Annotated in this window: 29 protein-coding genes; 13 read left to right on the top strand and 16 right to left on the bottom strand. The window is 73.9% G+C overall.

From position 1 onward, the window contains the following. The first annotated feature begins 28 nt into the window (after window positions 1-28). Both KUM42_RS15515 and KUM42_RS15510 read left to right on the top strand, forming a co-directional pair. A complete protein-coding gene (locus KUM42_RS15515) occupies window positions 29-1,210 on the top strand; it encodes an MFS transporter (RefSeq protein ID WP_237493425.1) in 1,182 nt (393 codons plus the stop codon). A gap of 147 nt (window positions 1,211-1,357) precedes the next feature. Then, entirely contained in the window at window positions 1,358-2,200 is an 843-nt protein-coding gene (locus KUM42_RS15510) for an HAD family acid phosphatase (protein WP_237493424.1), read from the top strand. 51 nt (window positions 2,201-2,251) lie between these two features. On the opposite strand, the gene KUM42_RS15505 is transcribed toward KUM42_RS15510, so the two are convergent. The 9 genes from KUM42_RS15505 to KUM42_RS15465 all read right to left on the bottom strand — a co-directional run bounded on the left by KUM42_RS15505 (window position 2,252) and on the right by KUM42_RS15465 (window position 9,849). Then, the gene (locus KUM42_RS15505) at window positions 2,252-3,661 is read right to left on the bottom strand and encodes a M1 family metallopeptidase (protein WP_237493423.1); all 1,410 of its coding nucleotides are present in this window, start codon (window positions 3,659-3,661) and stop codon (window positions 2,252-2,254) included. 92 nt (window positions 3,662-3,753) lie between these two features. After that, the gene (locus KUM42_RS15500) at window positions 3,754-4,218 is read right to left on the bottom strand and encodes a hypothetical protein (RefSeq protein WP_237493422.1); all 465 of its coding nucleotides are present in this window, start codon (window positions 4,216-4,218) and stop codon (window positions 3,754-3,756) included. Continuing rightward, window positions 4,215-4,625 carry a TadE family protein gene (locus tag KUM42_RS15495; protein ID WP_237493421.1) on the bottom strand — a complete coding sequence of 137 codons (411 nt, stop codon included), beginning with the start codon at window positions 4,623-4,625 and terminating at the stop codon, window positions 4,215-4,217. Before KUM42_RS15495 ends, KUM42_RS15500 begins: the two co-directional genes overlap by 4 nt. Next, entirely contained in the window at window positions 4,615-4,821 is a 207-nt protein-coding gene (locus tag KUM42_RS15490; RefSeq protein WP_237493420.1) for a hypothetical protein, read from the bottom strand. The genes KUM42_RS15495 and KUM42_RS15490 overlap by 11 nt, the downstream gene beginning before the upstream one ends. A 28-nt stretch (window positions 4,822-4,849) precedes the next feature. Further along, window positions 4,850-5,791, bottom strand: coding sequence for a type II secretion system F family protein (locus tag KUM42_RS15485; RefSeq protein ID WP_237493419.1), 942 nt, complete (start codon window positions 5,789-5,791; stop codon window positions 4,850-4,852). Between the two features lie 58 nt (window positions 5,792-5,849). Beyond that, a complete protein-coding gene (locus KUM42_RS15480) occupies window positions 5,850-6,713 on the bottom strand; it encodes a type II secretion system F family protein (RefSeq protein ID WP_237493418.1) in 864 nt (287 codons plus the stop codon). After that, window positions 6,710-7,948 (bottom strand): CpaF family protein, encoded by a 1,239-nt coding sequence (locus tag KUM42_RS15475; RefSeq protein ID WP_237493417.1) that lies wholly within the window; start codon window positions 7,946-7,948, stop codon window positions 6,710-6,712. Before KUM42_RS15475 ends, KUM42_RS15480 begins: the two co-directional genes overlap by 4 nt. A 147-nt stretch (window positions 7,949-8,095) precedes the next feature. Then, window positions 8,096-8,485, bottom strand: coding sequence for a hypothetical protein (locus KUM42_RS15470; protein ID WP_237493416.1), 390 nt, complete (start codon window positions 8,483-8,485; stop codon window positions 8,096-8,098). Window positions 8,486-8,829: 344 nt separating this feature from the next. Then, complete coding sequence (locus KUM42_RS15465; protein WP_237493415.1) at window positions 8,830-9,849, bottom strand: excalibur calcium-binding domain-containing protein; 1,020 nt, start codon at window positions 9,847-9,849, stop codon at window positions 8,830-8,832. 706 nt (window positions 9,850-10,555) lie between these two features. Between KUM42_RS15465 and KUM42_RS15460 the strand changes: the two genes are divergently transcribed. Next, window positions 10,556-11,725, top strand: a complete 1,170-nt coding sequence (locus tag KUM42_RS15460) for a flagellin (RefSeq protein ID WP_237493414.1) — start codon at window positions 10,556-10,558, stop codon at window positions 11,723-11,725. 22 nt (window positions 11,726-11,747) lie between these two features. Here the strand turns inward: KUM42_RS15460 and KUM42_RS15455 are convergent, their stop codons facing one another. Continuing rightward, window positions 11,748-11,915: a hypothetical protein gene (locus tag KUM42_RS15455; RefSeq protein WP_237493413.1), complete on the bottom strand. Its 168-nt coding sequence runs from the start codon at window positions 11,913-11,915 to the stop codon at window positions 11,748-11,750. A 90-nt stretch (window positions 11,916-12,005) separates the two neighbouring features. On the opposite strand from KUM42_RS15455, the gene KUM42_RS15450 reads away from it, so the two are divergent. Continuing rightward, on the top strand, window positions 12,006-12,698 hold the full coding sequence (locus KUM42_RS15450) for a DNA alkylation repair protein (protein WP_237493412.1): 693 nt from the start codon (window positions 12,006-12,008) through the stop codon (window positions 12,696-12,698). Window positions 12,699-12,743: 45 nt separating this feature from the next. On the opposite strand, the gene KUM42_RS15445 is transcribed toward KUM42_RS15450, so the two are convergent. Continuing rightward, the gene (locus tag KUM42_RS15445; RefSeq protein ID WP_237493411.1) at window positions 12,744-13,682 is read right to left on the bottom strand and encodes an NADP-dependent oxidoreductase; all 939 of its coding nucleotides are present in this window, start codon (window positions 13,680-13,682) and stop codon (window positions 12,744-12,746) included. A gap of 109 nt (window positions 13,683-13,791) precedes the next feature. On the opposite strand from KUM42_RS15445, the gene KUM42_RS15440 reads away from it, so the two are divergent. The 4 genes from KUM42_RS15440 (at window position 13,792) to KUM42_RS15425 (ending at window position 18,515) form a co-directional block, all read left to right on the top strand. Then, window positions 13,792-15,081: a bifunctional glycosyltransferase family 2/GtrA family protein gene (locus KUM42_RS15440; RefSeq protein WP_237493410.1), complete on the top strand. Its 1,290-nt coding sequence runs from the start codon at window positions 13,792-13,794 to the stop codon at window positions 15,079-15,081. Next, on the top strand, window positions 15,081-17,144 hold the full coding sequence (locus KUM42_RS15435) for a glycosyltransferase family 39 protein (RefSeq protein ID WP_237493409.1): 2,064 nt from the start codon (window positions 15,081-15,083) through the stop codon (window positions 17,142-17,144). The genes KUM42_RS15440 and KUM42_RS15435 overlap by 1 nt, the downstream gene beginning before the upstream one ends. Before the next feature lie 107 nt (window positions 17,145-17,251). Next, on the top strand, window positions 17,252-18,037 hold the full coding sequence (locus tag KUM42_RS15430) for a hypothetical protein (protein WP_237493408.1): 786 nt from the start codon (window positions 17,252-17,254) through the stop codon (window positions 18,035-18,037). A gap of 43 nt (window positions 18,038-18,080) precedes the next feature. Then, window positions 18,081-18,515: a DUF4190 domain-containing protein gene (locus KUM42_RS15425; protein WP_237493407.1), complete on the top strand. Its 435-nt coding sequence runs from the start codon at window positions 18,081-18,083 to the stop codon at window positions 18,513-18,515. Between the two features lie 64 nt (window positions 18,516-18,579). Here the strand turns inward: KUM42_RS15425 and KUM42_RS15420 are convergent, their stop codons facing one another. The 3 genes from KUM42_RS15420 to KUM42_RS15410 form a co-directional block, all read right to left on the bottom strand. Continuing rightward, entirely contained in the window at window positions 18,580-18,798 is a 219-nt protein-coding gene (locus tag KUM42_RS15420; RefSeq protein WP_237493406.1) for a hypothetical protein, read from the bottom strand. A 77-nt stretch (window positions 18,799-18,875) separates the two neighbouring features. Further along, window positions 18,876-19,823 (bottom strand): DMT family transporter, encoded by a 948-nt coding sequence (locus KUM42_RS15415; protein WP_237493405.1) that lies wholly within the window; start codon window positions 19,821-19,823, stop codon window positions 18,876-18,878. Beyond that, window positions 19,820-20,701, bottom strand: a complete 882-nt coding sequence (locus KUM42_RS15410) for a PhzF family phenazine biosynthesis protein (protein WP_237493404.1) — start codon at window positions 20,699-20,701, stop codon at window positions 19,820-19,822. The genes KUM42_RS15415 and KUM42_RS15410 overlap by 4 nt, the downstream gene beginning before the upstream one ends. A 58-nt stretch (window positions 20,702-20,759) precedes the next feature. Between KUM42_RS15410 and KUM42_RS15405 the strand changes: the two genes are divergently transcribed. Continuing rightward, the gene (locus KUM42_RS15405) at window positions 20,760-21,965 is read left to right on the top strand and encodes a magnesium transporter MgtE N-terminal domain-containing protein (RefSeq protein WP_237493403.1); all 1,206 of its coding nucleotides are present in this window, start codon (window positions 20,760-20,762) and stop codon (window positions 21,963-21,965) included. Further along, complete coding sequence (locus tag KUM42_RS15400; protein WP_237493402.1) at window positions 21,958-22,509, top strand: DUF1003 domain-containing protein; 552 nt, start codon at window positions 21,958-21,960, stop codon at window positions 22,507-22,509. Before KUM42_RS15405 ends, KUM42_RS15400 begins: the two co-directional genes overlap by 8 nt. Here the strand turns inward: KUM42_RS15400 and KUM42_RS15395 are convergent. Then, entirely contained in the window at window positions 22,490-22,984 is a 495-nt protein-coding gene (locus KUM42_RS15395; RefSeq protein WP_237493401.1) for an AAA family ATPase, read from the bottom strand. The genes KUM42_RS15400 and KUM42_RS15395 overlap by 20 nt on opposite strands. Window positions 22,985-22,989: 5 nt before the next feature. Beyond that, entirely contained in the window at window positions 22,990-23,595 is a 606-nt protein-coding gene (locus KUM42_RS15390) for a DUF6518 family protein (protein ID WP_237493400.1), read from the bottom strand. 115 nt (window positions 23,596-23,710) lie between these two features. Here KUM42_RS15390 and KUM42_RS15385 point away from each other — a divergent pair, with 115 nt between their 5' ends. The 3 genes from KUM42_RS15385 to KUM42_RS15375 are packed head-to-tail and all read left to right on the top strand — an operon-like array spanning window position 23,711 to window position 26,359. Next, window positions 23,711-24,310, top strand: coding sequence for a TetR family transcriptional regulator (locus KUM42_RS15385; protein ID WP_237493399.1), 600 nt, complete (start codon window positions 23,711-23,713; stop codon window positions 24,308-24,310). Window positions 24,311-24,339: 29 nt separating this feature from the next. Continuing rightward, a complete protein-coding gene (locus tag KUM42_RS15380) occupies window positions 24,340-25,905 on the top strand; it encodes an MDR family MFS transporter (RefSeq protein ID WP_237493398.1) in 1,566 nt (521 codons plus the stop codon). Between the two features lie 49 nt (window positions 25,906-25,954). Then, window positions 25,955-26,359: a hypothetical protein gene (locus KUM42_RS15375; RefSeq protein WP_237493397.1), complete on the top strand. Its 405-nt coding sequence runs from the start codon at window positions 25,955-25,957 to the stop codon at window positions 26,357-26,359. Window positions 26,360-26,361: the final 2 nt, after the last annotated feature.

Here is a 26,361-nt window from a genome sequence, read left to right as displayed (position 1 = left end):
AGCTCTGATCGAGAGTTTAATGGCCGGGGTGACCACCACGGCCCCCGCTCCCCCGCAGGGAGGACTCCGCGTCGGTGCGGCGCTGGCCGCGCTCACCCTGGCCACCTTCGCCGCCGTCACGGCCGAGACGCTGCCGGTCGGGCTGCTGTCCATGATCGCCGCCGACCTGTCGACCACCGAGTCGCGGGTCGGGCTGCTGGTCTCGGCGTACGCGGTGGTCGTCGCGGTGGCGTCCCTGCCGCTCACGGCGCTGCTCGCGCGGTGGCCGCGCCGGTGGGCGCTCACCGGCCTGCTGGTCACCTACGCCGTCGGCAACGCCCTCTTCGCCGCCACCGACTCCTACGCGGTCGCCGTGGTCGCCCGCCTGCTGGCCGGGCTCGCCCACGCCGGCTTCTTCTCCGTCGCCGTGGGCGCCGCGGTGAGCCTGGTGCCGCCCGAGCGCGCGGGCCGGGCGACGGCGTGGGTGTTCGGCGGGACGACGCTGGCCTTCGCCGCCGGGGTCCCGGCCGGCACCGCGCTCGGGACGGCGGCCGGCTGGCGCTGGGCGTTCGCCGGCATCGCCGCGGTCCTGCTGCTGCTGGGCGTGCTCGCCGCGGCCCTGCTGCCGGCCTCCCCACCACCGGCCGCCGCCGCACCGGCCCCGCTGCGCCAGGTGCTGCGCCGCCGGCCGGTGGTGCTGGTCGCGGCCACCACCGCGGTGCTGATGCTCGGGCACTACACGGCGTTCACCTACATCAGCCCGATCGCCACCGCGGCCGGCGTCGCGGAGACCCACGTCAGCCTGGTGCTGCTGGCCTACGGCGTCGCCGGCGCGCTCGGGCTGGCGCTGGCCGGGGCGCTGGCCGACCGGCTCCCCCGCCCGGCGCTGATCGGGGCGGTGCTGCTCACCGCCGCCACGCTCGGCGTGATCAGCGCCCCCGGCTCGACCGTCGTCCTGGTGGTGGCGGTGGTGCTGTGGGGCGTGGCGTTCGGTTCGCTGCCCACGCTGCTGCAGGCCGCGGCCCGCCGCGCGGCCCCGGACGCCGGGGACGCAGCCCCCGGCCTGACCAACGCGATGTTCAACGTGGGCATCGCCGGCGGCGGCGTGCTGGGCGCCCGCGCGCTGCTCGTCGCCGAGCCGTCGGCCCTGGCGGTCGCCGGCGCCGCACTGGCCGCCGTCGCGCTCGTGCTGGTGCTGCTCACCCCGCGGCGGGACCCCGCCGCCCGCTGACCCCCGGTCGGCCGCCGTCCCGCGCACGGGAACGACACGCGTGCCGAACTGGCAGTTCACCGATGCGTCTCAGCGGGGTCTCGAGAACGTCGTCCGGACCATCTAGGTTGCCACGGTCAACCAGTTCCGCCTCGAACGGAGACCCCCGTGTCCCTGCTCTCCCGCGTCCGGCGCCCCGACCGCCGCACGCTCCTGCTGGTCGTGCCCGCCGTCGTCGTCGGCCTGGCCGGTGGCGGCGCCGCGGTGGCCGCCACCGCACAGCCGGCGATCCAGACCACCACCCCGGTGGTCGACTCCCAGGTGCAGAACATCGACGTCGTCCGCCAGCAGATCAAGAACTACTACGGCGACCCGCTGAGCAGCGGCCAGTTCGCCCCGGACAGCAACTACGCCAAGCAGGTCGCGCAGGTCGTCAGCGGCGCGGAGGGCTTCCTGTCGGCGCAGACGCACAAGGCGGACAACGGCAAGAAGGCGATCCTGCTCGACGTCGACGACACGTCGCTGAACACCTACAACTACGAGATCGCCAGCAACTTCGCCTACAACCCCACGGCGAACGGCACCTTCGTGACCCAGCAGCAGTTCCCGGCCGTGCCGGGCATGCCGGAGCTGACCCAGCAGGCGGCCGCCGAGGGCTACGCGGTGTTCTACCTGACCGGCCGCGGAGAGGCGCAGGAGGCGGCGACCCTGGGCAACCTGACCGCCGACGGCGTGGGCGTGGACGCCGACTTCGTCGCCCCGACCGACGTGGCGCCCGGCGTCGACGGGCTGTTCACCAAGCCCGCGCTGGCGAACTACCCGAGCTACCTGAAGGCCGCCTGCGGCACCGCGGCGTGCTCGACGGTGCAGTACAAGTCGGCGACGCGTGCCTACATCGAGTCGCAGGGCTACGAGATCATCGCCAACTTCGGTGACCAGCAGAGCGACCTGACCGGCGGCCACGCGTTCCGCACGTTCAAGCTGCCGAACCCGATGTACTTCATCCCCTGATCCCGCGCTCGCGCCGGCCGTCGTCCGGGTGGACGACGGCCGGCACGAGGGTCAGACGGCGGGCTTGGCCGGGGTGTAGAGCCAGGTGGTGAAGAAGTCGTCGAGCTGCTGGCCGCTGATCTGCTCGGCGAGGGTGATGAAGTCCGCGGTGGTCACGGTGCTGTGCCAGTGCACGGTGGGCCACTGCTGCAGGAGCGCCTTGAACTTCGGCTCGCCGATCTTCTTGCGCAGGGCGTAGAGCGTGGCCGCGCCGCGGTCGTAGGTGGCGCCGGCGAAGAGGTCCTCGGCACCCGGGTCGGCGGGCGCGACGGCCCAGAACTCGTCGTCGGCCGGGATGGACATGACGTCGTCGAAGGCGGACTGCACGGTGCCGCGGCCGTTCTTCTCCGCCCACAGCCACTCGCTGTAGGTGGCGAAGCCCTCGTTGAGCCAGATGTCCTTCCACTGCTGCGGGGTCACGGAGTCACCGACCCACTGGTGGGCCAGCTCGTGCAGGACCGTGGACTCGCTGGCCTGGCGGGAGTAGACCGGCTTGGTCTGGGTCTCCAGGGCGTAGCCGACGCTGTCGTCGTCGACGATGGAGCCGGCGGAGGTGAACGGATAGGGGCCGTAGACGCCCTCGAGGAAGGCGATCATCGCCGGCTCCTTGGCCAACGCGGCCTTGGTGGTGGTGCGGGCCCGGCCGGTGATGTCCTTGTCGACGAAGTCGTAGATCGGCTGGCCGTGCATGCCGTACTGCGTGGTCATCTCGTAGTCGCCGATCGAGGCGGTGGCCAGGTAGCTGGCCATGGGCTCGCGGCTGTGCCAGCGCCAGGTGGTCTTGCCGTCGGCCGTCGTCGGCTTGCCGACCGGGTCGCCGTTGGCGACAGCGGTCTTGCCGGCGGGCACGGTGATGACGAAGTCGTAGGTGGCCTTGTCGCTGGGGACGTCGTTGACCGGGAACCAGGTGGCCGCACCCTCGGGCTCGTTGACGACCATCGCGCCGTCGGGGGTGCTGACCCAGCCGTAGAGCTCGCCGCTGATGTCGGTGGGCCGCCCGGGCACGCCGCCGTAGGTGACGGTGACCTGGTGGGTGGTGTACCGGATGGCCTGCACCGGGACGACGAGCTCGCCGCCGCGGCCGTCGACGCCGGCGTTCTGGCTGAAGGGCACGCTGCGCCCGTCGACGACGACCTTGGTGGCGGTGAGCCCGCGCAGGTCGAGGCTGAGGCTGGACAGGTCGGTGGTGGTGAGCAGCACGAGCGCCGCGGTGCCGTCGAGCCGACCGGTGACCGGGTCGTAGGCGAGGTTGAGCGTGTAGTTCTGGACGTCGTAACCACCGTTGCCCGACGCCGGGAAGTAGGGGTCACTGCCGGTGGTGGTGCCCGGGGCGTAGGCGGGCGCGGCGAACGCGGGCGTGGCCGCGACGACCGGCAGGATGCCGGCGAGGACGACGGTCGTTGCGACCAGGGAGCGCTTCATGGCGCGCACGCTAAGAGCTGCCTGTGACATCCGCATGACGAACCTCGGTCGACTGTGCGCTTCCCGAGACGTGGCAGCCGGACGACCGACACTCAGCCGTCGACGTAGCGGTCGCGCTCGACGACGAACTGGCCGGTGGCGGTGTTGCTGTCGATGAACTCCGGCAGCAGCGGCACCCGCACGGTCACCGTCACGCACACCGAGAACTCCTCCCCCGGCGTCAGCGACGGCGTGTACGACCCCGCGCCGTCACACCCGTCGCCGACCGGTGCGTAGGCCAGGACGACGTCGGTCGCCTCCACGGACTGGTCCTCCACCGCCAACCGCACCGCCACCTCCGCCCGCGCCTGCCCGGTCGCGGGGTCGGGAGCGGTGGCCAGCGCACGCCCGGCCTCCCGCGCTGCCGCGTTGGCCGCGAACACCCCGCGCTGGACCGCGGAGAACCCGGCCACCACGTAGACCAGCGGCAGGAACACCACCAGCGCGATGAACACGAACTCCACGATCGCCGACCCCCGCTCGGCGTCCGGACCGAGTCGCGCGCGGAGCCAGCTCACGGCCCCTCCTCCACGGCCCGACCCGTCGCCGACAGCGGCAGCAGGTCACCGAGCGCGGCGAGCAGGCTCGGCACCTCACCGGTGCAGCGCACGACCACCAGCGTCAGGCCGGTCGGGTCGACCTCCTGCACCGACTGGCACGCCAAGCCCGCCGCGGTCGCCGGCGAGGTGGCCCGACCGACGATCTGCAGCGTGCGGTCGGCACCGGCGGAGGCCGGCACGTCGGCGTTGGCCCCGTACCGGGCGCCCTCCTGGGCACTCGCGACCACGACGTTGCGGAGGTGCACGTAGACCGCGACCTGCAGCACCGCCATCAGCAGCGCCACGATCAGGACGCTGATCAGCACGAAGTCCAGGACCGCGCTGCCCCGCTCACGATCGTCGGCGACCGTCAGCTCACTCGACACTCGTGACGGAGCCCAGCGCCGTGGTCACCGCGGTCACGATCGCCTCGCGGAACGGGATGAGGATGGCCAGCACGAGCGCCGCCGTCATCACGGTGATCATGACCCAGCCGGGCACGTCACCGCGCTCGGGATCGTCGTCGTGCAGCCGGGCCGTCAGGGCGGCGAGTGCAGCGGTCAGGTACGCGAAGGGGCGCATCCGTCGTCCTCTCTGTTGGTCACCGGCGTCACTGCGCCAGCGAGACGATGCTGATCAGCCCCGGGAACAGGGCGAACATGACGGTGACCGGCAGCACGAGGAACACGACCGGCACCATCATCTGGATCTCCTTGCGGCCGCCGGCCTCGAGCAGCCGGCGCTTGCCGGCCTCCCGGACGTCGGCGGCCTGGGCGCGCAGCACCTCGGCCAGCGGGGTACCGCGTTCGATGGCCACGATCACGCCGTCGACGAAGCGGGCCAGCGGGTCGAGTGAGGTGCGGTCGGCCAGCTGCTGCAGCGCCTCGACCAGCGGGACTCCGGCGCGGGCCCGGCCGAGCGTCGCCCGCAGCTCCGCAGCCAGCTCGCCGCCGGAGAGCCGGGTCACCCGGGCGATCGCCGCGGTCGGGCTCTCCCCCGCCGTCACGGCCAGGGCGAGCAGCTCGGCGACCACCGGGAACTCCGCCAGCAGCAGCTCCTCGCGGCGCTGCACCTGCTGGGTCAGCCACCAGTCGCGGCCGAGCACCCCGCCGACCAGCCCGGCCACGCACAGCAGCACGGCCGACAGCACGTTGACCGACCCGGCCAGCGCCGAGCCGACGGTGGTGACCACCGCACCACCCAGCAGCCCGAGCCCGCCCCACACGACCTGCTCGACGCGGAAGTCCTCGACCGACGTCTCCGCGCCCAGCGCGTCGAGTCGGCGACGGACGGCGACCCGGCCCCCCAGCAGCCGGTCGACGTGGCGGGCGCCGTCGGCCAGCAGTGGGCCGAAGACCCGCCGGGCGGCGGTGAACATGCCCGGCTGGGTCGCGGTTCCGAGCAGCCGGGACGGCGCCGGGGTGTCGTGCACGTAGGGCGCGAGCCGGTCGACCAGCCGCACCTGCCGCATGGGCGGGGCGAAGCTGACCGCGAGCAGCACCCCGGACGCGGCGACCAGCCCCAGCAGCATGCCGAGGAGACCCGCGCTCATGACGACACCACGTCGCTCCGCGACCCGTCCGCTCCGCTCCCCGATCGCCGGTGCACGCTCACTGGAGCACCCGCACGTCCTCGGGCAGCCGCCCGATCCGCAGCATCAGCCGGTAGGCGACCAGGCAGACCGCACCGCCGCCGAGCAGCAGCGCCGTCCCGACCGGGCTGTCGTAGGCGTTGAGCGTCTGCTGCTGGGTGGCCAGCAGGAGGAGCACGACCCAGGGCGCACCGACGGCCAGCCGCGCCGCCTGGACCACCCAGCCCTGCCGCGTCTCCAGCTCCGCGCGGGCGCGGGCGTCCTCGCGCAGGAAGGCGGCCAGCGTCCGCAGGACCCGACCGAGGTCGCTGCCGCCGACCTCGCGGGCGACCCGCAGCGTCTCGACGATGCGGTCGCCCACCGGATCGGCGAGGTCGTCCTTGAGCCGGTCGAGCGCGTCGCTGAACCGGCCGCTGGAGCGGTGGTCGGCGGCGAACCGGGCGAAGGACCCACGCAGCACCTCCGGCCCGCGCACGGCCAGCGCCGACAGCGCCTCGGGCAGCGACAGACCGGCCCGCACCGCCGAGGCGAGGTTGTCGACGACCTCGGGCCACACCTCGCGCAGGTCGGCCCGCCGCTTGGCGGCCAGCCGGCGCACCAGCAGGTACGGGACCGCGGAGCCGAACACCCCGAACGCCAGGCTGATCGTCACCGTCCGGGTCGTGAGCAGCACCAGCACGGTGACGGCCAGCCCGAGCACGACCTGCAGCGCGAACAGCTGCGCGCTGTTGATGCCGGTCAGGCCGGCAGCGCCGAGCAGTTGCTGCCGGCGGCCCGGTCGCGCGGTGCCCGACCGGCGCACCGGCGCCCGGGAGCCGCTGCGCCAGACCAGCAGCAGCCCGACGCCCAGCAGCAGGCCGAGGAGCCCACCGGAGACGGTCACCCGCGGTCACCCAGCAGGGCGGCGAGGTCGAAACCGTGGGCGGCGTACCGGTCGGCGTGCGGCGGGTAGCCGTCGGCGCGCACCAGCCGGCCGTCGCGGGTGGTGAAGACGTCGGCGGTCTCCACGACGCTGCCCTCGGCGCGGCCGGGCAGCGCGACGACCTCCCGCAGCCGGCGCTGCCCGCTGGGCTCGGTGCCCACGTGCACGACCAGGTCGACGCTGGAGGCCACGGTCGGGACGACGAAGGCGTGGCCGATGTTCTCCCCGGCCAGCAGCGGCAGGGTGCACATCTTGACCACGGCCTCGCGGGCGCTGTTGGCGTGCAGCGTGCACATGCCGGGCAGGCCGGAGTTCAGCGCGATGAGCAGGTCCAGGCACTCCTCCTGGCGCACCTCCCCCACCACCAGGCGGGAGGGCCGCATCCGCAGCGCCTCCTTGACCAGCCGGCGCAGCGGGATCTCCCCGGCGCCCTCGAGGTTGGGCTGGCGGGTCTGCATGGCGACCACGTCGGGCAGCGGTACGCGGAGCTCGAAGACCTCCTCGCAGGTGACCACGCGCTCGCGGGCGGGGACGGCGGCGACGAGGCAGTTGAGCATCGTGGTCTTGCCGGCCTGGGTGCCGCCGGAGACCAGGATGTTGAGACCGGCGGCGACGGAGGCCTCGAGGAAGCGGGCGACCTGCGCGGTGAGCGTCCCCAGCTCGACCAGCTCGTCGAGGCTGTGCGCCTGCAGGACGAACTTGCGGATGTTGACCGCCATGTGGCGCCGGGTCACGTCAGGGATGACCACGTGCAGCCGGGAGCCGTCGGGCAGCATCGCGTCGACGAACGGGGTCGACATGTCGATGCGTCGACCACTGGTGCGCAGCATCCGCTCGACCAGGTCGGCCAGCTGACCGTGACCCAGGACGGTGGTGGTCAGCTCGCTGCGGCCGCGGCGGGCGACGAACACCCGGCCGGGCTCGTTGACCCAGATCTCCTCGACGGTCGGGTCGTCGAGCCAGCGCTGCAGCGGTCCGTAACCGGCGACCCGGTCGAGCACGTCGCGGACCACACCCTCGGCGTCACCGAGGGGCGGCAGCGTGGAGGACAGCGACCGCTCCGCGTAGTCGGCGACCACGTCGCGTACGAGCACCCGCACCGGCGCAGGATCGGCGAACGGATCGAGCCCACGACGGCGGATGAGCTCGCGCACCTCACCATCGACGACGTCGACGACGTTGCTGGCGACCGGCACGACACCCCCGTTGAGCAGCCATGGGACCGATGAGTCCAGCGACTGTAAGGGGATGTGCGCCTGCTGTGCGGAGCCCTTGTGGACAACGAGTGACGATCCCGGGCCGAATTCACCCGGTCCGGTGAACGGCCTCGGGAGCGGGCCGGCTCAGCCGGCCAGGACGTCGTCTGCACCGGCGGAGCGGTCGACCGTCAGGCCTGCCTGGGTGACGGCGGCCCACACCGCGGCGGCGGTCGGGGCGCTCTTGATCGCGGAGGCCAACGCTTCGTAGGCGGCCAGCTGCTGGTCGACGTCCGCGCTGCGGGCGGCGTTCAGGGCGAGCTCGGCCCGCTGCTTCTGCCGGGTCAACTGGTCGACCTCGCCTGCCACGGGCACGAGCACCGCGCCCTGTGCCGCGGTCAGCTGCTGGACGGCGTCGTTGCGGGCGTCCTGCTGAGCAGCGGCCGACGTGTCCGCACCCGACGAGCAACCGGTCAGCCCGAGGGACACCGCGATGGCGGCGGTGGCGAGGACGAGAGCGGCGGGGCGGGTGCGCATGAGGTCTCCAGGGCAGAAGCGATGAGTGCGTGACCGCTCACTGCCCGTGGTTGAACGTGCACAACCGGACCTGCGCTGCGATCACCCGTCCGGGGTGTCCGCGCTTCCCGCCAGCCGACCCGTCTCAAGACTCGGCGGAACGGCCGGGGTCCACCCCAGACGACCGTGCGGCAGGACCAGGTCCGTGGTCGCTGATCCACCCGGTGCGACGGCGAGCCTGGTCGGCGACGTCCGTGTCGCCCTGCTCGAAACGGCCGATCTCGAAGCAGGACCCGAAGCCTGTGACCAACGAGCCCCGCCGTCAGACGACGGCGGGGCTCATAGATGCGTCGGGCGTCCTGCGGTCAGCGGGGGTCGGTCTCGCAGGCCACCCCGTCGCCGTCACGGTCGAGCCTGGGCGTCTCGTAGCCGGGATCGGTACTGCGGAGCGGGCGCCCGATGGCATTCCAGACGTCGGTGCAGTTCTCGTAGTAGACAGGACCCGACGACGGACCGCACCCGACCACGACGGCGCCACTGCCGGGCGTCCACTGGATGGACCCGCACGCGAAGTCCTGCGCAGCGCCGCCGGGGACGGAGTACTCGTCCGTACGGGGGAAACCGAGCGCGGAGTTCTCCCAGCCCAGGGATGCCCAGCGGTCACGGATCGCGCCCTTCACCGCGTGGGCACCGGTGGGCGGAGACCAGTAGATCGAACCGCCCTGGAAGTGGGTCACCGCACCGCCCCGCACCGCCACCTCACCGGTCGTCGGAAAACCGAGGAAGCCGTTCTCCCAACCGAGAGAGGCCCACCGGTCACGGATCGCGCCCTTCACCGCCTGCGCCCCGGTGGCCGGAGACCAGTAGATCGAACCGCCCTGGAAGTGCGTCACCGCACCGCCCCGCACGGCCACCTCACCGGTCGTCGGGAAGCCCAGGTAGCCGTTCTCCCAACCGAGAGAGGCCCACCGGTCACGGATCGCGCCCTTGACGGCCTGGGCACCGGTGGCCGGAGACCAGTAGATCGAACCGCCCTGGAAGTGCGTCACCGCACCACCCCGCACCGCCACCTCACCGGTCGTCGGGAAGCCCAGGAACCCGTTCTCCCAACCCAGGGAGGCCCACCGGTCGCGGATGGCACCCTTGACCGCGTGGGCACCGGTGGCCGGGGACCAGTAGATCGAACCGCCCTGGAAGTGGTTGACCGCGCCGCCGCGGACCGCCACCTCGTTCGTGAGGGGAGAGCCCAGGAAGCTCGCGGGCCCGCCGAGCGACTGGTACTCGGCGAGGATGGCGCCGTGGACGTCGTAGCTCCCGGCCGGTGAGCTGAAGACCTGAGCGAGAGCGATCGGACTCCCGATCAGCAGCGCGACACTGAAGGCCACGGCGGAGACAGCCGCTCGGAGGCGCCGCCTGGTCATGGAACGGTTCGTGGACAAGCGGTTCCCCCATGGAGTTGACGAGCTCGGCTGAACCTAGGAGCCGGATGCGGTGTCGGCAAGGGCCCGTGGTGGATCACGCCGCGCTGGAACTCGCACGGTGACCGATGTCAGCCGACCAGCGCATGTCCGGAGGCGGCCCCTGGACGACACCAGCCCTGTCCGGACGAGGGCCGCGCGCACCGACGCCGCCGTCGCAGCGGTCCGGACCTGAGCGGTCAGCTACCGCGAGCAACCAGCAGCCGACGGCTCCGTCGGCGAAGCCGTCCACGCCGTCGGAGTACTGCGCGCGCACCGCGTCGACGAAGCCGTCCCGGCATCAGAACCACTGGCCCCAAGCCCGTGCTCACGTGATCCCCGAAGTTGGCTCCGACGTCGCATGTGGACTCGACGGCCCTGGACGTGGCGCGCCAGTTGTGGGCGGATTGCGCCGTCTACAGACTGTGTCGACAGGGTGGTCCTCGCCCAGCTGGAACCACTCATCTAGCGGCTCCTCCTCGTCCATCCCATCCAAGTGGCGAGGCGTCCGCCGGCGTGAGTGGCCTCCTGTCGCGGCGTTCGGCTGGAATCCCGAGCGTCCCCTGCCGTATCTGACCTCGTCGCCGCCCACCCACCGACGTGGCCGGCCTGATCGTGGGGCGGAGGCAGCAGCGTGGGCCTGAGCGTGGCCACCAACGTCGCGGCGTTGAACACCTACGGGTCGCTGGCCCGGAGCGACCAGGCCATGCAGACGTCCCTCCGCCGGTTGTCCACCGGTCTGCGCATCACCACCTCCGCCGACGACGCGGCCGGGCTCAGCATCTCCGAGGGCCTGCGCTCCCAGATCTCCGGCATGAGGCAGGCGGTGCGCAACGCCCAGGACGGGATCGGCGTCGTCCGGACGGCTGAGGGTGCCCTGGGTGAGACCACGGCCGTCCTGCAGCGGTTGCGCGACCTGGCCGTGCAGTCGGCCAACACCGGCGCCCTGGACGGCACGGCGACCGCGGCCATCCGCAGCGAGGTCGGCCAGCTGTACGCCGAGATCGACCGCATCGCGCACACCACCACCTTCAACCGGGTGCCCCTGCTGGACGGCTCGTTCGACCGCGTGTTCCAGGTCGGGGCGAACGCCGGCGACACCATCCGGGTCACCATCCCCGCCAACGGTCTCGCCTTCGACGTCGCCGGCCTGCAGGCAGCGACCGCCCTGGACGGCAGCGCGAACGTGGCGACCAGCACCGTCCCGGCCGTCTCCGCCGCCCAGGGCACACCTGCCCCCGGCCGCCTGACCCTGGCCGGGGACTACGTCTCGGCGGGCTCGTACGCCAACACCTACCGGTCCTTGAAGGGCACCGTGTCCTCCGGCAACTGGTCGCTGGAGCTGGGGTCGGTGGACTACACCGGCGCGGTCACCGCCCAGGACCACCTCGATCGCCTCAACGCCACTGTGGCCGCTGCACTGGGGATGCCCGTCACCCCGTTCACCGCCGGCGCCGGCGGGCTGGTGCTCACCGGGCAGACCCCCGGCCCGGGGTCGACCGCTGCCGACGCGGAGGCGTTGACGCCGACCTACACGGGGTGGCTGAACGTGGACGCGGCCATCCGCTGGGTCTCCCAGGCGCGCGGCCACCTCGGTGCCACCGAGAACCGTCTGGACCACGTCGTGTCCGGGCTGACGACGACGGCGGAGAACCTGACCGCTTCGGAGTCCAGGATCCGTGATACCGACATGGCGGCGGAGATGACCACCTTCACCCGTGCTCAGATCCTGACCCAGGCCGGGACGGCGATGCTCGGCCAGGCGAACCGATCGGCGCAGTCCGTCCTCGTCCTGCTCGGCTGAGCAGCGTGCCGGCCTGGCCTGGTCAGTCCAGGACGTCGACAGAAGTGGCCTCCCGGTCGATCCGGAGACCCGCCTGGGCGACCGCGGCACGCACGGCGTCGACGGTGGGAGCAGCGTTGATCGCGGTGGCCAGCGCCTCGTAGGCAGCGAGCTGCTGGACGGCGTCGTTGCGGACGTCCCGCTGCGCCACGGCCGACGGGCCCGCACCCGACGGACGGTGCCAGGCATGCGGCGACCCACCAGGCCCCACTGCGGGTGACCGCGCGGCAGGATCTCGTCAGTGGTCACTGGTCCACCCGGCGCGACCGCGAGCCTGGTCGCCGACGTCCGTAGGGCCCTACGGGAGGCCACCGACCCCGAACGCGCCCGCGGGATGCAGGCCTACCTGAAGACGACGGAGCCCTGCCTCGGCGTGCGGCTGCCCGAGGTCCGCCGGCTCACCGCAGCAGCGGCCGCGGCGTCCCCGCCTCAGACGGTGCCCGACCTGGCCGCAGCAGCCGGCGAGCTGTGGCGCGGGGCGGCGCACCGCGAGGAGCGGTACGCGGCAGTCGCACTGACCGGCCTGCCGCTCGCCCGTGGCGCACTCTCATTGCTGCCGCTGTACGAGGAGATGATCACCACCGGCGCCTGGTGGGACCTGGTCGACGGCGTCCAGCCGCGCGTCCGCGATCTGCTGCTCGCCCACCCCGCGGAACTGCGGCCGGTGCTGCGCGACTGGGCTCGCTCCCCCGACCGCTGGCTGCGCCGCAGCGCCGTCATCGCCCAGCTCGGCGCCCACGACCGCACCGACACCGCACTGCTGGCCGAGGTCGTCGAGGTCAACGCCGCCGATCCCGAGTTCTTCGTCCGCAAGGCGATCGGCTGGGCGCTGCGCGACCTGGCCAAGACCGACCCGCAGTGGGTGCAGCACCTCCTGGACACCCACGAGCTCAGCCCGCTCTCCCGCCGCGAGGCCGCCAAGCACCTCGGCTGAGACGACACCGCCCGGCCCGGCACGGAGCCGGACCGGGCGCAGGGGTCAGAAGGTGACGACCAGGCGGCCGCGCACGCCACCGGCCTCGAGGCGGCGGTGCGCCTCGGCGGCCTGCTCGGCCGGGAAGGTGTCGGCCACCCGCAGAGTCACGACGCCCTCCTCGACGGCGACCCGCAGCGCGTCGAGCTTCTCCTGCTCCTGGGAGTAGGTGGCGACCCGGACGGGGAAGAACCGCAGGCCGCGCTCACCGTTGCCGGTGTACCCGCGCACGGTGACCACCGGGCCGCCGTCCTTCACGGCCGGGAGCACGACGGCGTCCTGGACGGCTCCGTCGGCGAGGCCGTCCACGCCGTCGGGGTACTGCGCGCGCACTGCGTCGGCGAAGCCGTCGCCGCGCGGGACGATCACGTCGGCACCGAGGGAGCGTACGAGCGCCTCGTCCTCGGGCTTGGCGTCGGCGACCACGGTGAGGCCGGCGGCCTTGGCCAGCTGGATCGTGTAGCCGCCGAACGCGCCGGCGGCACCGGTGACGGCGAGCACCTGACCCGGCTGCAGCGCCATCGAGTCCAGCCCCAGGACGGCGGTGAGGCCGTTCATCGGCAGGGTCGAGGCGGCCACGTCGTCGACGCCGGCGGGCACCCGGGCGATCGAACGAGCGGGCAGCACGAGGTCCTCGCGGTAGGCACCGTGCGCACCGGTCGGGACGACGACGGCCATCACGTGGTCACCGACCGCCAGGTCGGTCTCGACGCCCTCGCCGATCTCCACGAGCACACCGGCGGCGTCCATGCCGGCCACGAACGGGGGCTGCTTGACCGCGTCGCGCTCGGCGTAGAAGCCGGAGCGGAGGTTGGTGTCGGTCGGGCTCACGGCGAAGGCGGTCACTCGGATGCGCACCTGGCCGGGGCCGGCGTGCTCCTCGGGCAGGTCGATCACGTGCAGGGCCTCAGGCCCACCGAACTCGGTGACTGCAACGGCTCTCATGGTTGTTGACAGCAACCGTGCAGCTCCGGGGATTTCGTCGACCAGGACACACAGCCGCCCCGTGGGCTCACCACGGCCCCGCGCCAGCCAGGGACCCGACGGTGTCTGCATGCCACCGCTCCCCCTGCGCGCCGCCGAGCCGGCCGGCGGCGCCGACCCGTTCCGTCCGGTCATCGACGTCGTCGTCCCCGTGCACGACGAGGAGGCCGACCTCGAACGCTGCCTGCGCCGGCTGCACCGGCACCTCACCGAGCACCTGCCCTACCCGTTCCGGATCACCGTCGCCGAGAACGCCAGCACCGACGGCACCGTGGACGTCGCCCGGCGGGTCGCCGCCGAGCTGCCCGGCATCGAGGTGCTGGTGCTCCCCGAGCCCGGCCGCGGGCGGGCCCTGCGCACCGCGTGGCTCGGCTCGGACGCACCCGTCCTGGTCTACATGGACGTCGACCTGTCCACCGACCTGGCCGCACTGCTGCCGCTGGTCGCCCCGCTGATCAGCGGCCACTCCGACCTGGCGATCGGCACCCGGCTGGCGCCGTCGTCCCGGGTGGTGCGCGGCGCCAAGCGCGAGGTCATCTCCCGCGGCTACAACCTGCTGCTGCGCGGCACCCTGGCCACCCGGCTCTCCGACGCGCAGTGCGGGTTCAAGGCCATCCGCGCCGACGTCGCCGCCCGGCTGCTGCCGCTGGTGGAGGACACCGGCTGGTTCTTCGACACCGAGCTGCTGGTGCTCGCCGAGCGCAGCGGGCTGCGCATCCACGAGGTGCCCGTCGACTGGGTCGACGACCCCGACAGCCGGGTCGACATCGGGCAGACGGTCAAGGCCGACGTCGCCGGGATCGTCCGGATGCTGCGCGCGCTCACCACCGGCCGGCTCCCGCTGGGCGAGCTGCAGGCCTCGGTCGGCCGCGGCCCGCTGACCGACCCGGTGCCCGGTGTGCCGGCCGGCCTGGTCGGCCAGGCGGTGCGCTTCGCCGCCATCGGCGTGCTGTCGACGCTGGCCTACCTGGTGCTGTTCGTCCTGCTCCGGCACGTGGTGGCCGCCCAGCCGGCGAACCTCGTCGCGCTGCTGGTGACCGCGGTGGCCAACACCGCGGCCAACCGGCGGATCACCTTCGGCGTCCGCGGCGGGCCCGGCGCCGGCCGGGCGCAGCTGCAGGGACTGGTCGTGTGCGGCCTGGGCCTGGCGCTGACCAGCGGCACCCTCGCCGTCCTGCAGTCCCTCACCGACGCCCCGGCGCGCAGCACCGAGCTGCTGCTGCTGATCGCGGCCAACGCGCTGGCGACGCTGCTGCGCTTCCTCCTCCTCCGCGGCTGGGTGTTCCGCACCGCCGCCCCTGAGCCCGCCGCACCGACCCCCGCCCCCGAGCCCGCCGTCCCGGCGATGGAGACCTTCTGATGAGCACCGCCCTCGACACCCCCGCCTTCTCCCCGGCGCCCCCGCCGGAGCCGGGCGCCGCGCCGACGTCGGCCCGCAGCTCCCGCGCCCGCCGGCTGGTGCGCGGCCGGGACGACGACCCGTCGTGGGTGCGGCCGGCGCTGCTCGGCCTGCTGGGCGCGACCGGGCTGCTGTACCTGTGGGACCTGGCCGCCTCCGGCTGGGCCAACGCCTTCTACGCCGCGGCCGTGCAGGCCGGGTCGCAGAGCTGGGAGGCCTTCTTCTACGGCTCCTCGGACGCGGCGAACTCGATCACCGTCGACAAGCCCCCGGCCTCGCTGTGGGTCATGGAGGCCTCGGTGCGGCTGTTCGGGCTGAACTCCTGGGCGCTGCTGGTGCCGCAGGCGCTGATGGGCGTGGCCACCGTGGGGGTCGTGTACCTGGCCGTGCGCCGGGTGGTGGGCCCCGGCGCCGGTCTGCTGGCCGGGACGGCGATGGCGCTGACCCCCGTCGCGGTGCTGATGTTCCGCTTCGACAACCCCGACGCCCTGCTCGTGCTGCTGATGACGCTGGCCGCCTACGCCACCACCCGCGCGCTGGAGACGGCGAGCCTGCGCTGGATGGTGGGCGTCGGCGTCCTGATCGGGTTCGCGTTCCTGACCAAGACGCTGCAGGCGATGCTCGTCGTCCCCGGGTTCGCGCTGGTCTACCTGGTCGCCGCACCGACCACGCTGGGCCGCCGCTTCGCCCACGTGCTCGCCGCGGGCGGGGCGCTGCTGGTGTCCGCCGGCTGGTGGGTGGCGATCGTGGAGCTGGTGCCGGCGTCGTGGCGGCCCTACATCGGCGGCTCGCAGACCAACTCGGTCTGGGAGCTGATCTGGGGCTACAACGGCCTGGGCCGCCTCACCGGCGACGAGACCGGCAGCGTGGGCGGCGGCGGTGGCGGCCGGACCGGCGGCGGCAACTGGGGCGCGACCGGGCTGACCCGGCTGTTCAGCGCCGAGGTCGGCGGCCAGATCGCCTGGTTGCTCCCGGCCGCGCTGGCCCTGCTGGTGGCCGGGCTGGTCGCGCTGGGCCGGGCCCCGCGCACCGACGTCCGCCGCGCCGCACTGCTCACCTGGGGCAGCTGGCTGGTCGTCACCGGGCTCACCTTCAGCCTGATGGCCGGCATCTTCCACGCCTACTACACCGTCGCCCTGGCCCCGGCGGTCGCGGCGCTGGTCGGCATCGGCGGCGGGCTGCTGTGGCAGCGCCGCGGGACGGCGTGGGCGCGCATCGTGCTCGCCCTGACCCTGCTCGCCACGGCCGGGACGTCGTTCGTGCTGCTCGGCCGCTCGGCGGACTTCCTGCCCTGGCTGCGCTGGGTCGTGCTGGTCGCGGGCCTGCTCGCCGCGCTCGGGCTGCTCGTCGCCCACCGTGCCGGCCGGCTGGTCGCGGCCACCGTGCTGGCGGTCGGCGTCCTGGCCTCGCTCGGCGGCCCGGCCGCGTACGCGGCGGAGACCGCCGGCAAGGCGCACACCGGCTCGATCCCCTCGGCGGGCCCGACCGTCAGCGGCGGCACCGGCTTCGGCGCCGGCCGTGGCTTCCCCGGCGGTGGGACCCCGCGGAACGGTGGCGGCTTCCGTGGGCAGCCCCCGACCGGACAGCCCGCGGCCGGCCAGGTCCCGACCACCGGCGGGACGACGGGGACCCGGGCCGGACGGGCGGGGGGCGCCATGGGCGGGCTGCTCGACGCCGCCGACCCCAGCGCCCAGGTCGTCGCGGCGCTCTCCCAGGACGCGGGCGCCTACCGGTGGGCCGCCGCGGCCGTCGGGTCCAACAGCGCCGCCGGTTACCAGCTGGCCACCCAGCTGCCGGTGATGCCGGTCGGCGGCTTCAACGGCAGCGACCCCTCCCCCACGCTCGCGCAGTTCCAGGCCCTCGTCGCCGACCGGCAGGTGCACTTCTTCATCGCGGGGGGCGGGCTGCGCAGCACCAGCGGCAGCAGCGCCTCGGCCGACATCGCCGCCTGGGTGGCCGCGACGTTCACCGCCCGGACCGTCGACGGGGTCACGCTCTACGACCTCACCCAGCCGGTCGGCTGACCACCCTCCGGACGGTCGGGACCTGCGCCACCTGAGGCAGGTCCCGACCGTCGCCGGACCTGGGTGGGCGGGCCGGCGGCACAGGCCCCGGGGCTACCGTCGGCGGGGTGAGGCGCTCCCTGGTCCCCCTGGCCGTCGCGGCCGCGTTGGCGCTGGCCGGCTGCAGCGGATCCGACGACACCCCGGCGGCCGCCGCCTCGACGTCCGCGCCCTCGTCGTCAGCGCCCTCGTCGTCCGCCGCCTCGGCCGGGCCGACCGCGGGACCGACCGCCGGGCCGACTGCCGGCTCCACCGCCGCCGGCCGGACCGAACCCGGGAACGCCGACGCCGCAGAGGCCGCCTCCGCGGCCGCGGACCCGGCGACGGTGCGGGACCCGGCGGAGGCCGCGGTGGCCATCGCGCTGCGGGCCAGCGACCTGCCCGCCGGCTGGGCCGTGCAGGCCAACCCGCTGGGCGAGGGCGCGGCCATCGCCGACAACCCGAGCCTCGACGGCATCTGCGACAAGAAGTTCGGCTCCGAGGCGCACCGCACGAGCAAGCAGCCGGTGGTCGCGGTCGACCCGGCCGGTGCCGCGCAGCTGTCCTCGGAGGCGATCGCCTACGACTCCGCCGACTCCGCGAGCAGCGCCGTCCGGGAGCTGGTGGCCGCCTTCAGCAGCTGCCCGCCCGACACGTACACCTTCCAGCCTGCACCCAGCGCCGACGGCCTGGCCGAGATGAGCGTCGTGTTCCAGTACCAGCTGGCCGACGGCACCGTGCAGGTCGTCGTCGCCCAGGCGGTCGGCTCGGTGCTGTCGGTGCTGATCGGCGACGACCCGGACACCACCACCGCAGCCGGCCGGGCGATCGCCTCCCGCATGTCCGCGCTGCCTGCCGCGGCGATCGGCGGCTGACCGGCACACTGGCCGGGCCGACCGACGGCGAGGAGAGGACGGCATGAGCCCCGACGACACCCGCCGCACGGACCCGTCGTGGAGCGCGGGCATGAGCCCCGACGACACCCGCCGCACGGACCCGTCGTGGAGCGCCGGCCCGCCGCCGTCCTGGGGTCCGCCGCCGCCGGGCTGGGGACCGCAGCCCAGCTGGGGCCCGCAGCAGAGTTGGGGCCCGCCGCCCGGCTACGGCTGGCGGCGGCCGACCAACCAGCTGGCACCGATCGCGCTCGTCCTGTGCTTCTTCGGCGTGCTGGCGCCGGTCGGCCTGGGGCTCGGGATCGTCGCGCGCAAGCAGATCCGGCAGACCGGCGAGGGCGGCGACGGGCTCGCGCTGGCGGCGGTCGTCCTCGGCGGCGTCGTCAGCACGCTGCTGCTGATCGGGATCGTGATCTGGGTGGTGGCGCTGTCGGCCATCGCGAACGGCTCGCTGGGCTGACCTGCCGTCCGCCGGCCAATGTCACTCGGGACGTCTCGGGCGACCGGCGACCAGGTCCCGGAGGTCAGCGGACGTCGCTGCCCTCCTCACGCGACCGCGGCCGCTCGGGCCCGCCGAACACCGCCACGAAGGCCGACGTCAGCACCGTCACGACGGCTGCCTTGACCCAGTCGAAGCCGTCTCCGAACAGGAAGCGGTTCACGAGGACGTTGAGGACGAACACCAGGACGCCGAAGAGGAGGACCAACCTGAGCGGGACGGGCCTGACGGCGACGCGCTTCACGGCCCCATCCTGCCCCGACGTCGAGTGGGTCCCGTCGTCTCGACGTCCCCGACCGCCACGTCACCGGAGTGCCCCGCTCAGGTGACGGGCTCGACCACCGGGGACGGACGGCCGGCGCGCACCACGAGCGCCACCCCGATCACGACGGCGACCATCCCGGGCACCGCGAGCAGCGGCGGCACCTGGTCCAGCAGCACCAGCGCGACCAGCAGCGCACCCGGCACCTCGAGCAGGATCGCCAGCCCCACCACCGTCGGCCCGACCGTGGACAGCACCAGGTTCAGCAGCGTGTGCCCGAGCAGCTGGGCGCAGAAGGTGATCGCCGCGATCAGCCACCAGTCGCGGGCGCTGAACCCGGTCAGCGGGACGTCGGCCACGACCGCGGCGACGGCGAGGGCCACCGCGCAGGTCGAGTAGCAGACCACCGCGTAGGCCGAGGTGCTCAGCCGCTGGCGGGCCCGTGCCCCGGCCAGCATGTAGCCACCGGCGCAGATCGCCCCGAGCAGCGCCAGCCCGTCGCCGGCCAGCGCCCGCCAGGACACCGTGACGTCCACCCCGGCGATCAGCGCCGCTCCGAACACCGCCAGGCCCAGCCCCCACCAGACGGCGGCGGGCAGGTGGACCCCGGAGAACCGGGCAGCCAGCGCCGTCCAGATCGGGGTCGTGGTGACCAGCGCGGTGGACGCCGCGACCGTGGTCATCGACAGGCTGGGCAGCCAGGCGGCGAAGTGCGCGGCCAGGAACAGCCCCGCGACCACCGAGCTGGTGAGCTGCCGCGCACGCAGCCCGGTGAGCGTCGACCGCTCGCGCAGCAGCAGCACCGGCAGCAGCAGGGCCGCGCCGGCGGCGTTGCGCCAGAAGGCGATCGCCAGGAACGAGGTGGCCACCAGCGCGGTCAGCGGTCCGGAGAAGGAGACGCCGACGACCGCCACGGCCATCAGCGCGACGTCGCGGCCACCGGGCCGGTGCACCGCCCAGGCCTGCGCCGGCCGGTTCTGCTGCAGCGTGGCCGCCGGCTCGCTCACGCGGGGACCCGGATGCGGCCGCTCGCGACGGGCCGCACGGCGCCGGCCACGCTCACCTCCGCGACCTCGCCCCCGGCCACGCGGACCCGGCCGGACAGCACCGAGGGCCGCCCGACGGCCGCGCCCTGGGCCAGCCGATACTCGGTGACGCCCTCGCCGGCCAGCCCCACGGCGGCCAGCCAGATGCCGGTGCCCAGCGCGGCCGAGCCGGTGGCCGGGTCCTCCGCGTAGTCCAGGCCGTCGGCGAACACCCGCACGGTGCCCTCGCCGGTGGCGGCGTCCCAGGCCAGCACGGACACCCCGCCCTGCACCCCGGGCAGCAGCGCCTCGAGCGCCGCCGGGTCGGGGACGGCGCGGTCGAGCGCACCGGGGTGCACCTCGAGCTGGGCGAAGTCGATGCCGCAGCCCACCAGGTGGACCGGGCGGCCGGTGAGGTCCGCGGCGTCCAGCCCGAGCGCCGCGGCGAGCACGGCTGCGTCGGGGCCCGGCCGCAGCGACACCGACCCGCCGGCCAGCCGGGCGCCCTCGTCGTCCACGTCGACCTCGACCACGCCCGCGCCGCACTCCTGGCGCACCACCCCGGCGGGCAGCCGACCGAGCCGGACGAGGGTGTGCGCGGTGCCGACCGAGGGGTGCCCGGCGAAGGGCAGCTCGGTGCGCGGGGTGAAGATCCGCACCCGGTAGTCCGCGCCCGGCGTGGTGGGCGCGCTGACGAAGGTCGACTCCGAGTACCCGAACTCGGCGGCCAGCGTCTGGCACTGCTCGGTGTCCAGGTGGTCGGCGTGCAGCACCACCGCGAGCTGGTTGCCGCTGAAGGGTCGCGGCGCGAACACGTCCACGACCTCGTAGTCCAGCTGGTCGGGTGCCGGGGCGCTCACGTCCGCGACGGTAGCCTCACCACTCGTGACCACGGTGACGAGGGCTTATGTCTCCCGGATGGCCGGGTTGACCGTCTTCGACCCCAACGGCGACCGGGTCGGGAAGGTGCGCGACGTGCTCGTCGCGCTCCGCGTCGGCACCGCGACGCCGCGCGTGCTCGGGCTGATCATCGAGGTCGTCGCCCGGCGCCGGATCTTCTGCCCGATGGGCCGCGTGACCGGGCTGGACGCCTCTTCGGTGCGGCTGTCCTCCGGCACGCTGAACCTCAAGCGCTTCGAGCAGCGGGCCGGCGAGACGCTCGTGCTCGGCGAGCTGCTGGACCGCCGGGTCACCATGAGCGAGCCCGAGCGGCCGGCCGTGGTCGTCGACGCCGCCGTGGAGCAGACCCGCACCGGTGACTGGGTGCTGTCCCGGCTCGCCGTGCAGGAGCCCGGCGGCTTCCGCCGGCGCGGCCAGCTGCACCAGGTGTCCTGGGACGAGGTCAGCGGGCTGGCCCTGCCCGAGACCGGGCAGAGCGCGGAGACGCTCATCGCCACCTACCGCGAGATGAACGCCGCCGACGCGGCGCACGCGCTGCAGGAGCTGCCGATCAAGCGGCGGCACGAGGTCGCCGAGGCGATGGACGACGAGCGGCTGGCCGACGTCCTCGGTGAGCTGCCCGAGGCCGAGCAGATCGTCATCCTCGGCACGCTGGAGGAGCGGCGGGCGGCCGACGTCCTGGAGGAGATGGACCCCGACGACGCAGCAGACCTGCTGTCGGAGCTGTCCAACGTCGACCGCGAGCGCATGTTGGAGCTCATGGAGCCCGACGAGGCCGAGCCGGTCCGTCAGCTGCTGAAGTACTCCGAGGACACCGCCGGCGGCATCATGACCAGCGAGCCGGTCATCCTCACCCCCGACGCCACCATCGCCGAGGCCCTGGCCCGGGTGCGCGCCCCCGAGCTCACCCCCGCGCTCGCCAGTCAGGTCTACGTCTGCCGCGCGCCCTCGGCCACCCCGACCGGCCGCTACCTGGGCCTGGCGCACATCCAGGCGCTGCTGCGCGAGCCACCGTCGACCCTGGTCAGCGGTGTGCTCGACGACCTCGAGCCGCTGCGCCCGGAGGCCCCGCTGGCCGAGGTGACCCGCTACTTCGCCACCTACAACCTGGTCGCCGCCCCCGTCGTCGACCCGCAGGGCCGGCTCGTCGGCGCCGTCAGCGTGGACGACGTCCTGGACCACCTGCTGCCCGAGGACTGGCGCGAGCGGGCCCGACGTGGCTGACGACCGCCGCGCCGACCAGCGCCTCGACCAGCCCCGGGGCAGCCGGTCCTTCGCCCAGTTCCTGAAGCTGGACCCCGACGCGGTCGGCAAGTTCGCCGAGGGCATCGCCCGCTTCCTGGGCACCGGCCGCTTCCTCGCCGTCCAGACGATCATCGTGATCGTCTGGATCGTGCTGAACGTGGCCGCGGTGAAGCTGCGCTGGGACCCCTACCCGTTCATCCTGCTCAACCTGGCCTTCTCCACCCAGGCCGCCTACGCCGCCCCGCTGATCCTGCTGGCGCAGAACCGGCAGGCCGACCGCGACCGGGTGCAGTCCGAGGAGGACCGCAACCGGGCGGTGCAGACCCGCGCCGACACCGAGTACCTGGCCCGCGAGCTCGCCTCGCTGCGCGTCGCGGTCGGCGAGCTGGCCACCCGTGACTTCATCCGCGGTGAGCTCAACCGGCTGCTGCCCGAGGAGACCTCGGAGGAGGCCGCCGAGCGCAAGAACAAGAAGAAGAAGCGCCGGGAGACCGCCGACGGGCTCAGCGACCCAGCGCGCTGAGCACGGCGGCCACCGGGTCGCCCGCGGCGGTGTCGACGACGGTGTGCCGCTCGTGCCACTGGTCGGCCCGCCGCGCCTGCACCGCCTCCCACGTCGGGACGACGTGCCCGGCCAGGTCGGCGGTGCGCCCGGTGACCCGGCGCCGGTGCTCGGCGCGGTCGGTGCAGATCAGCCGCAGCCAGTGCACCGGGACACCGTGCCGGTCGCCGAGCTCGCGGAACGGACGGCGCGCGGCGGCCACGTCGAACACCGCGTCGACGAGGACGTCGGTGCCGGCGGTGAGGCAGGTGTCGGCGGCGGCCAGCGCCAGGTCGTACCCCTCCGCCCCGACCTCGCCCGGGGCCACGAGGCCCAGCCGGACCAGCGCCACCTCGAAGGTGTCGATCCGCAGGTGCGCGGCACCGGTGCGGCCGGCCACCGCGCGGGCGACCGTCGTCTTGCCGACCCCGGGCAGCCCGCCCACCACGACCAGCACGCCGCTCAGCCCAGCACCGCCCGCAGGACGTCGAGCAGCTGGGCGGCCACCCAGGTCAGCGGCGCGGTGAGCAGGACCGCCGCCAGCCGGGTGCGGCCGTCCCGCGGCAGGACGACGACCAGCACGACGGCGACGACGACGTCGACGACCGCCTGCACCGGGTGCGCGCCGGGGTGGGCCAGCACCCCGCCGCCGAGGACGATGCCGGCGGCCATCGCCAGCACCGCGCCGAGCAGCCGGCCGGTGCGCCGGGTGGCGACGTGGCCGGCGGCGCCCGTGACCGCCACCGCGGTCGCCGACAGGACGAGCCAGGCGGCCAGCCCCCGCAGCTCCCAGCCGCGGTCGAGCACCAGGGCGGCCCAGGCGTAATAGCCGACGCTCATCGCGGCGAAGAAGGCGGCCGACCGCACCGCAGCGGTCCGCAGCGACGGCGACCGCCACCCGATCAGCGCCACGACGAGCACCCACGCGGCCGGGTAGTGCCCGAGGTCGTCGGCCCACTGCCACCCGGAGAAGTCGGCGGCCTTGGCCGCGATCCCGGCGACGAGCCCGCCTCCCACCGACAGCAGCAGGGCCGGCACGCGGGTCGGCAGGCGCGTCGGCGCGGTCATGCCGCCGGATGGTGCCGCACCCCCCGGCCGTCGTCCGGCTGCCCCGCCGCCTCCGGTGATTGGATGCACACTCAGCAAGCTTGCACACTGTGCAAGTAAGTCCGATGCTCGACGGGTGACCGAACGAGGGCTGCGTGAGCGCAAGAAGGCCGACACCCGGGCCGCCCTGGCAGCCGCGACCGTCCGGCTGGCCGTCGACCGCGGCTGGGACCACGTGACCGTCGAGGCCATCGCCGCGGCGGCCGACGTCTCCTACCGGACCTTCTTCAACTACTTCTCCAGCAAGGAGGAGGCGCTGCTGCAGCCCGGCGGCCCCGACCAGCCCCGGCTGTCCACCCGGCTGCGCGCCGTCCCCCTCGACGTGATGCCGCTGGCCGCCGTCCGCACGGCGGTGCGGGCCGAGCTGGTCGAGCTCGAGGCCGACCCGATCGGCCTGCTCGAGCGGCTGACCGTGCTGATGAGCACCCCGTCGCTGCTGCCCCGGCTGGTGGAGATGAGCGCCACCGACGAGCGCGCGTTCGCCCTGGCCGTGGCCGAGCGCACCGGCACCGACGCCGACGCCGACCTGCTGCCCGTGCTGCTGGCCGCCGTCGTCTCCGCCGCCCTGCGGGTCAGCCTGCTGCGCTGGCAGGCCCAGGGCGGCACCACCCCGCTGACCGAGCTGGCCGACGAGGCGCTGGACGCCGTCGCCGCCGGCCTGCCCGCCGCCTCCTGAACCCCGATCCCCCGACCGACAGGACCACGATGACCACCACCACCGAGACCCCGGGGGCTGCCGGCACCCGGGCCGCGATGAGCCGGCGGGAGGTGCTCCAGGCGCTGTCCGGCCTGATGATGGGCATCTTCGTGTCGATCCTCGCCGCGACCGTCGTCTCCAACGCCCTGCCCACGATCATCTCCGACCTGGGTGGCAGCCAGTCCATCTACACCTGGGTGGTCACCGCCGAGCTGCTGGCGATGACCGTGACCGTGCCGCTGTGGGGCAAGCTCGCCGACCTGGTGAGCCAGAAGCTCCTCGTGCAGCTCTCACTCGGGCTGTTCGTCGCCGGCTCGCTGCTGGCCGGGTTCTCCCAGGACACGACGATGCTGATCGTCGCCCGCGTGATCCAGGGCGCCGGCGCCGGTGGCCTCACCGCGCTGGTGCAGATCGTGATGGCCGCGATGATCCCGCCGCGTGAGCTGGGCCGGTACGCCGGCATCTTCGGCGCGGTCTTCGCGGTGGCCACCGTCGCCGGGCCGCTGATCGGCGGCGTCATCGTCGACACCTCGTGGCTCGGCTGGCGCTGGTGCTTCTTCATGGGCGTGCCGTTCGCGCTCGCCGCGATCGTGCTGCTGCAGAAGACGCTGAAGCTGAAGACCGTGCGCCGCGACGTCCGGGTCGACTGGCTCGGCGCGGTGCTCATCACCGCCGGCATCAGCCTGCTGCTCGTCTGGGTCACCCTGGCCGGCAACGACTTCGACTGGCTGTCCGGGACGACGGCGCTGATGGTCGGCGGCTCGCTGGTGCTGCTCGCCCTCGCCGTGTTCGTCGAGTCGAAGGTGGCCGAGCCGATCATCCCGCTGGACATCTTCCGCAACCGCACGGTCACCCTCACCGTCGTCGCCTCCGCCCTGGTGGGCATCGCGATGTTCGGCGGGACGGTCTTCCTCTCGCAGTACTTCCAGATCTCCCGCGGCTACTCCCCCACCGCGGCCGGACTGCTGTCGCTGCCGATGATCGCCGGGCTGCTGGTCTCCTCCACCGTCGCCGGTGGGCTGATCACCAAGACCGGGCTGTGGAAGCGGTACCTGGTCGCCGGTGCGGCGCTGATGACAGTCGGCTTCGGCCTGCTGGCCACCATCGGTGCGGACACCTCGATGTGGCTGATCGGCGCCTACATGGCCGTGCTGGGCGTGGGCGTCGGCATGCTGATGCAGAACCTGGTGCTCGCCGCGCAGAACGACGTCCCGGCCCGCCAGCTGGGCTCGGCGACCTCGGTGCTGTCGTTCTTCCGCAGCCTGGGCGGCACGATCGGCGTCAGCGTGCTCGGTGCGGTGCTGGCCAGCCGCGTCGCCAGCGAGCTGTCGGTGCTCGGCGGGTCGTCCTCCGGTGAGGGCGCCGCCGTCCCGGACGTGTCGGCACTGCCGCCGGAGGTGCAGTCGGTCGTGCAGAACGCCTACGGCGACGCCACCGCCGAGCTGTTCCTCATCGCCACCCCACTGGCCGCGCTCGCGCTGCTGGTGGTGCTGTTCGTAAAGGAGAAGCCGCTGCAGACGACTTCCGGCGCCGAGCGCCTGGAGTCCGAGGCCCAGCTGCCGATGGCGCACTGACGCACCGGATGGCGGGCCGCGGGACACCGCGGCTCGCCACGATGGGCGGGTGAACCCCAGCAGCAACCTCGTCGTCCGGGTCGAGCACCTCCCCGACCGCACCTACCGCCTGTGGCTGCAGACGTCCGGCGATCCACTCGACCTCGGCACGGTCGACCGGACCCGCGACCTCTACCCGATGACGAAGACCCGGGTGGCTGCGCACGCCGGCGTCCCGGCCGGGGAACTGGGCGCCGTGGAGCTCGTCGTCCCCGCACCACCCTGGTTCCGCATGTACCAGCCGGTGCTGGTCCACGACGAAGACGGGACCTGGGCGCCGGGGTACGTCATGGACTTCGTCCAGGGCAGCTTCCTGGTCGACACCGAGCACACGGGCGGCTTCTACGCCCAGGAGGACCTCGACTTCGACCCGCCGGCCGAGGCCATGACCTACCGCGGCCGCCACCGCGAGTGAGG

Source organism: Modestobacter sp. L9-4 (assembly GCF_019112525.1).
GTDB lineage: Bacteria > Actinomycetota > Actinomycetes > Mycobacteriales > Geodermatophilaceae > Modestobacter.
The sequence above is the reverse complement of the archived record's forward strand: the minus strand, read 5'-3'. Positions and strand labels throughout refer to the sequence as shown.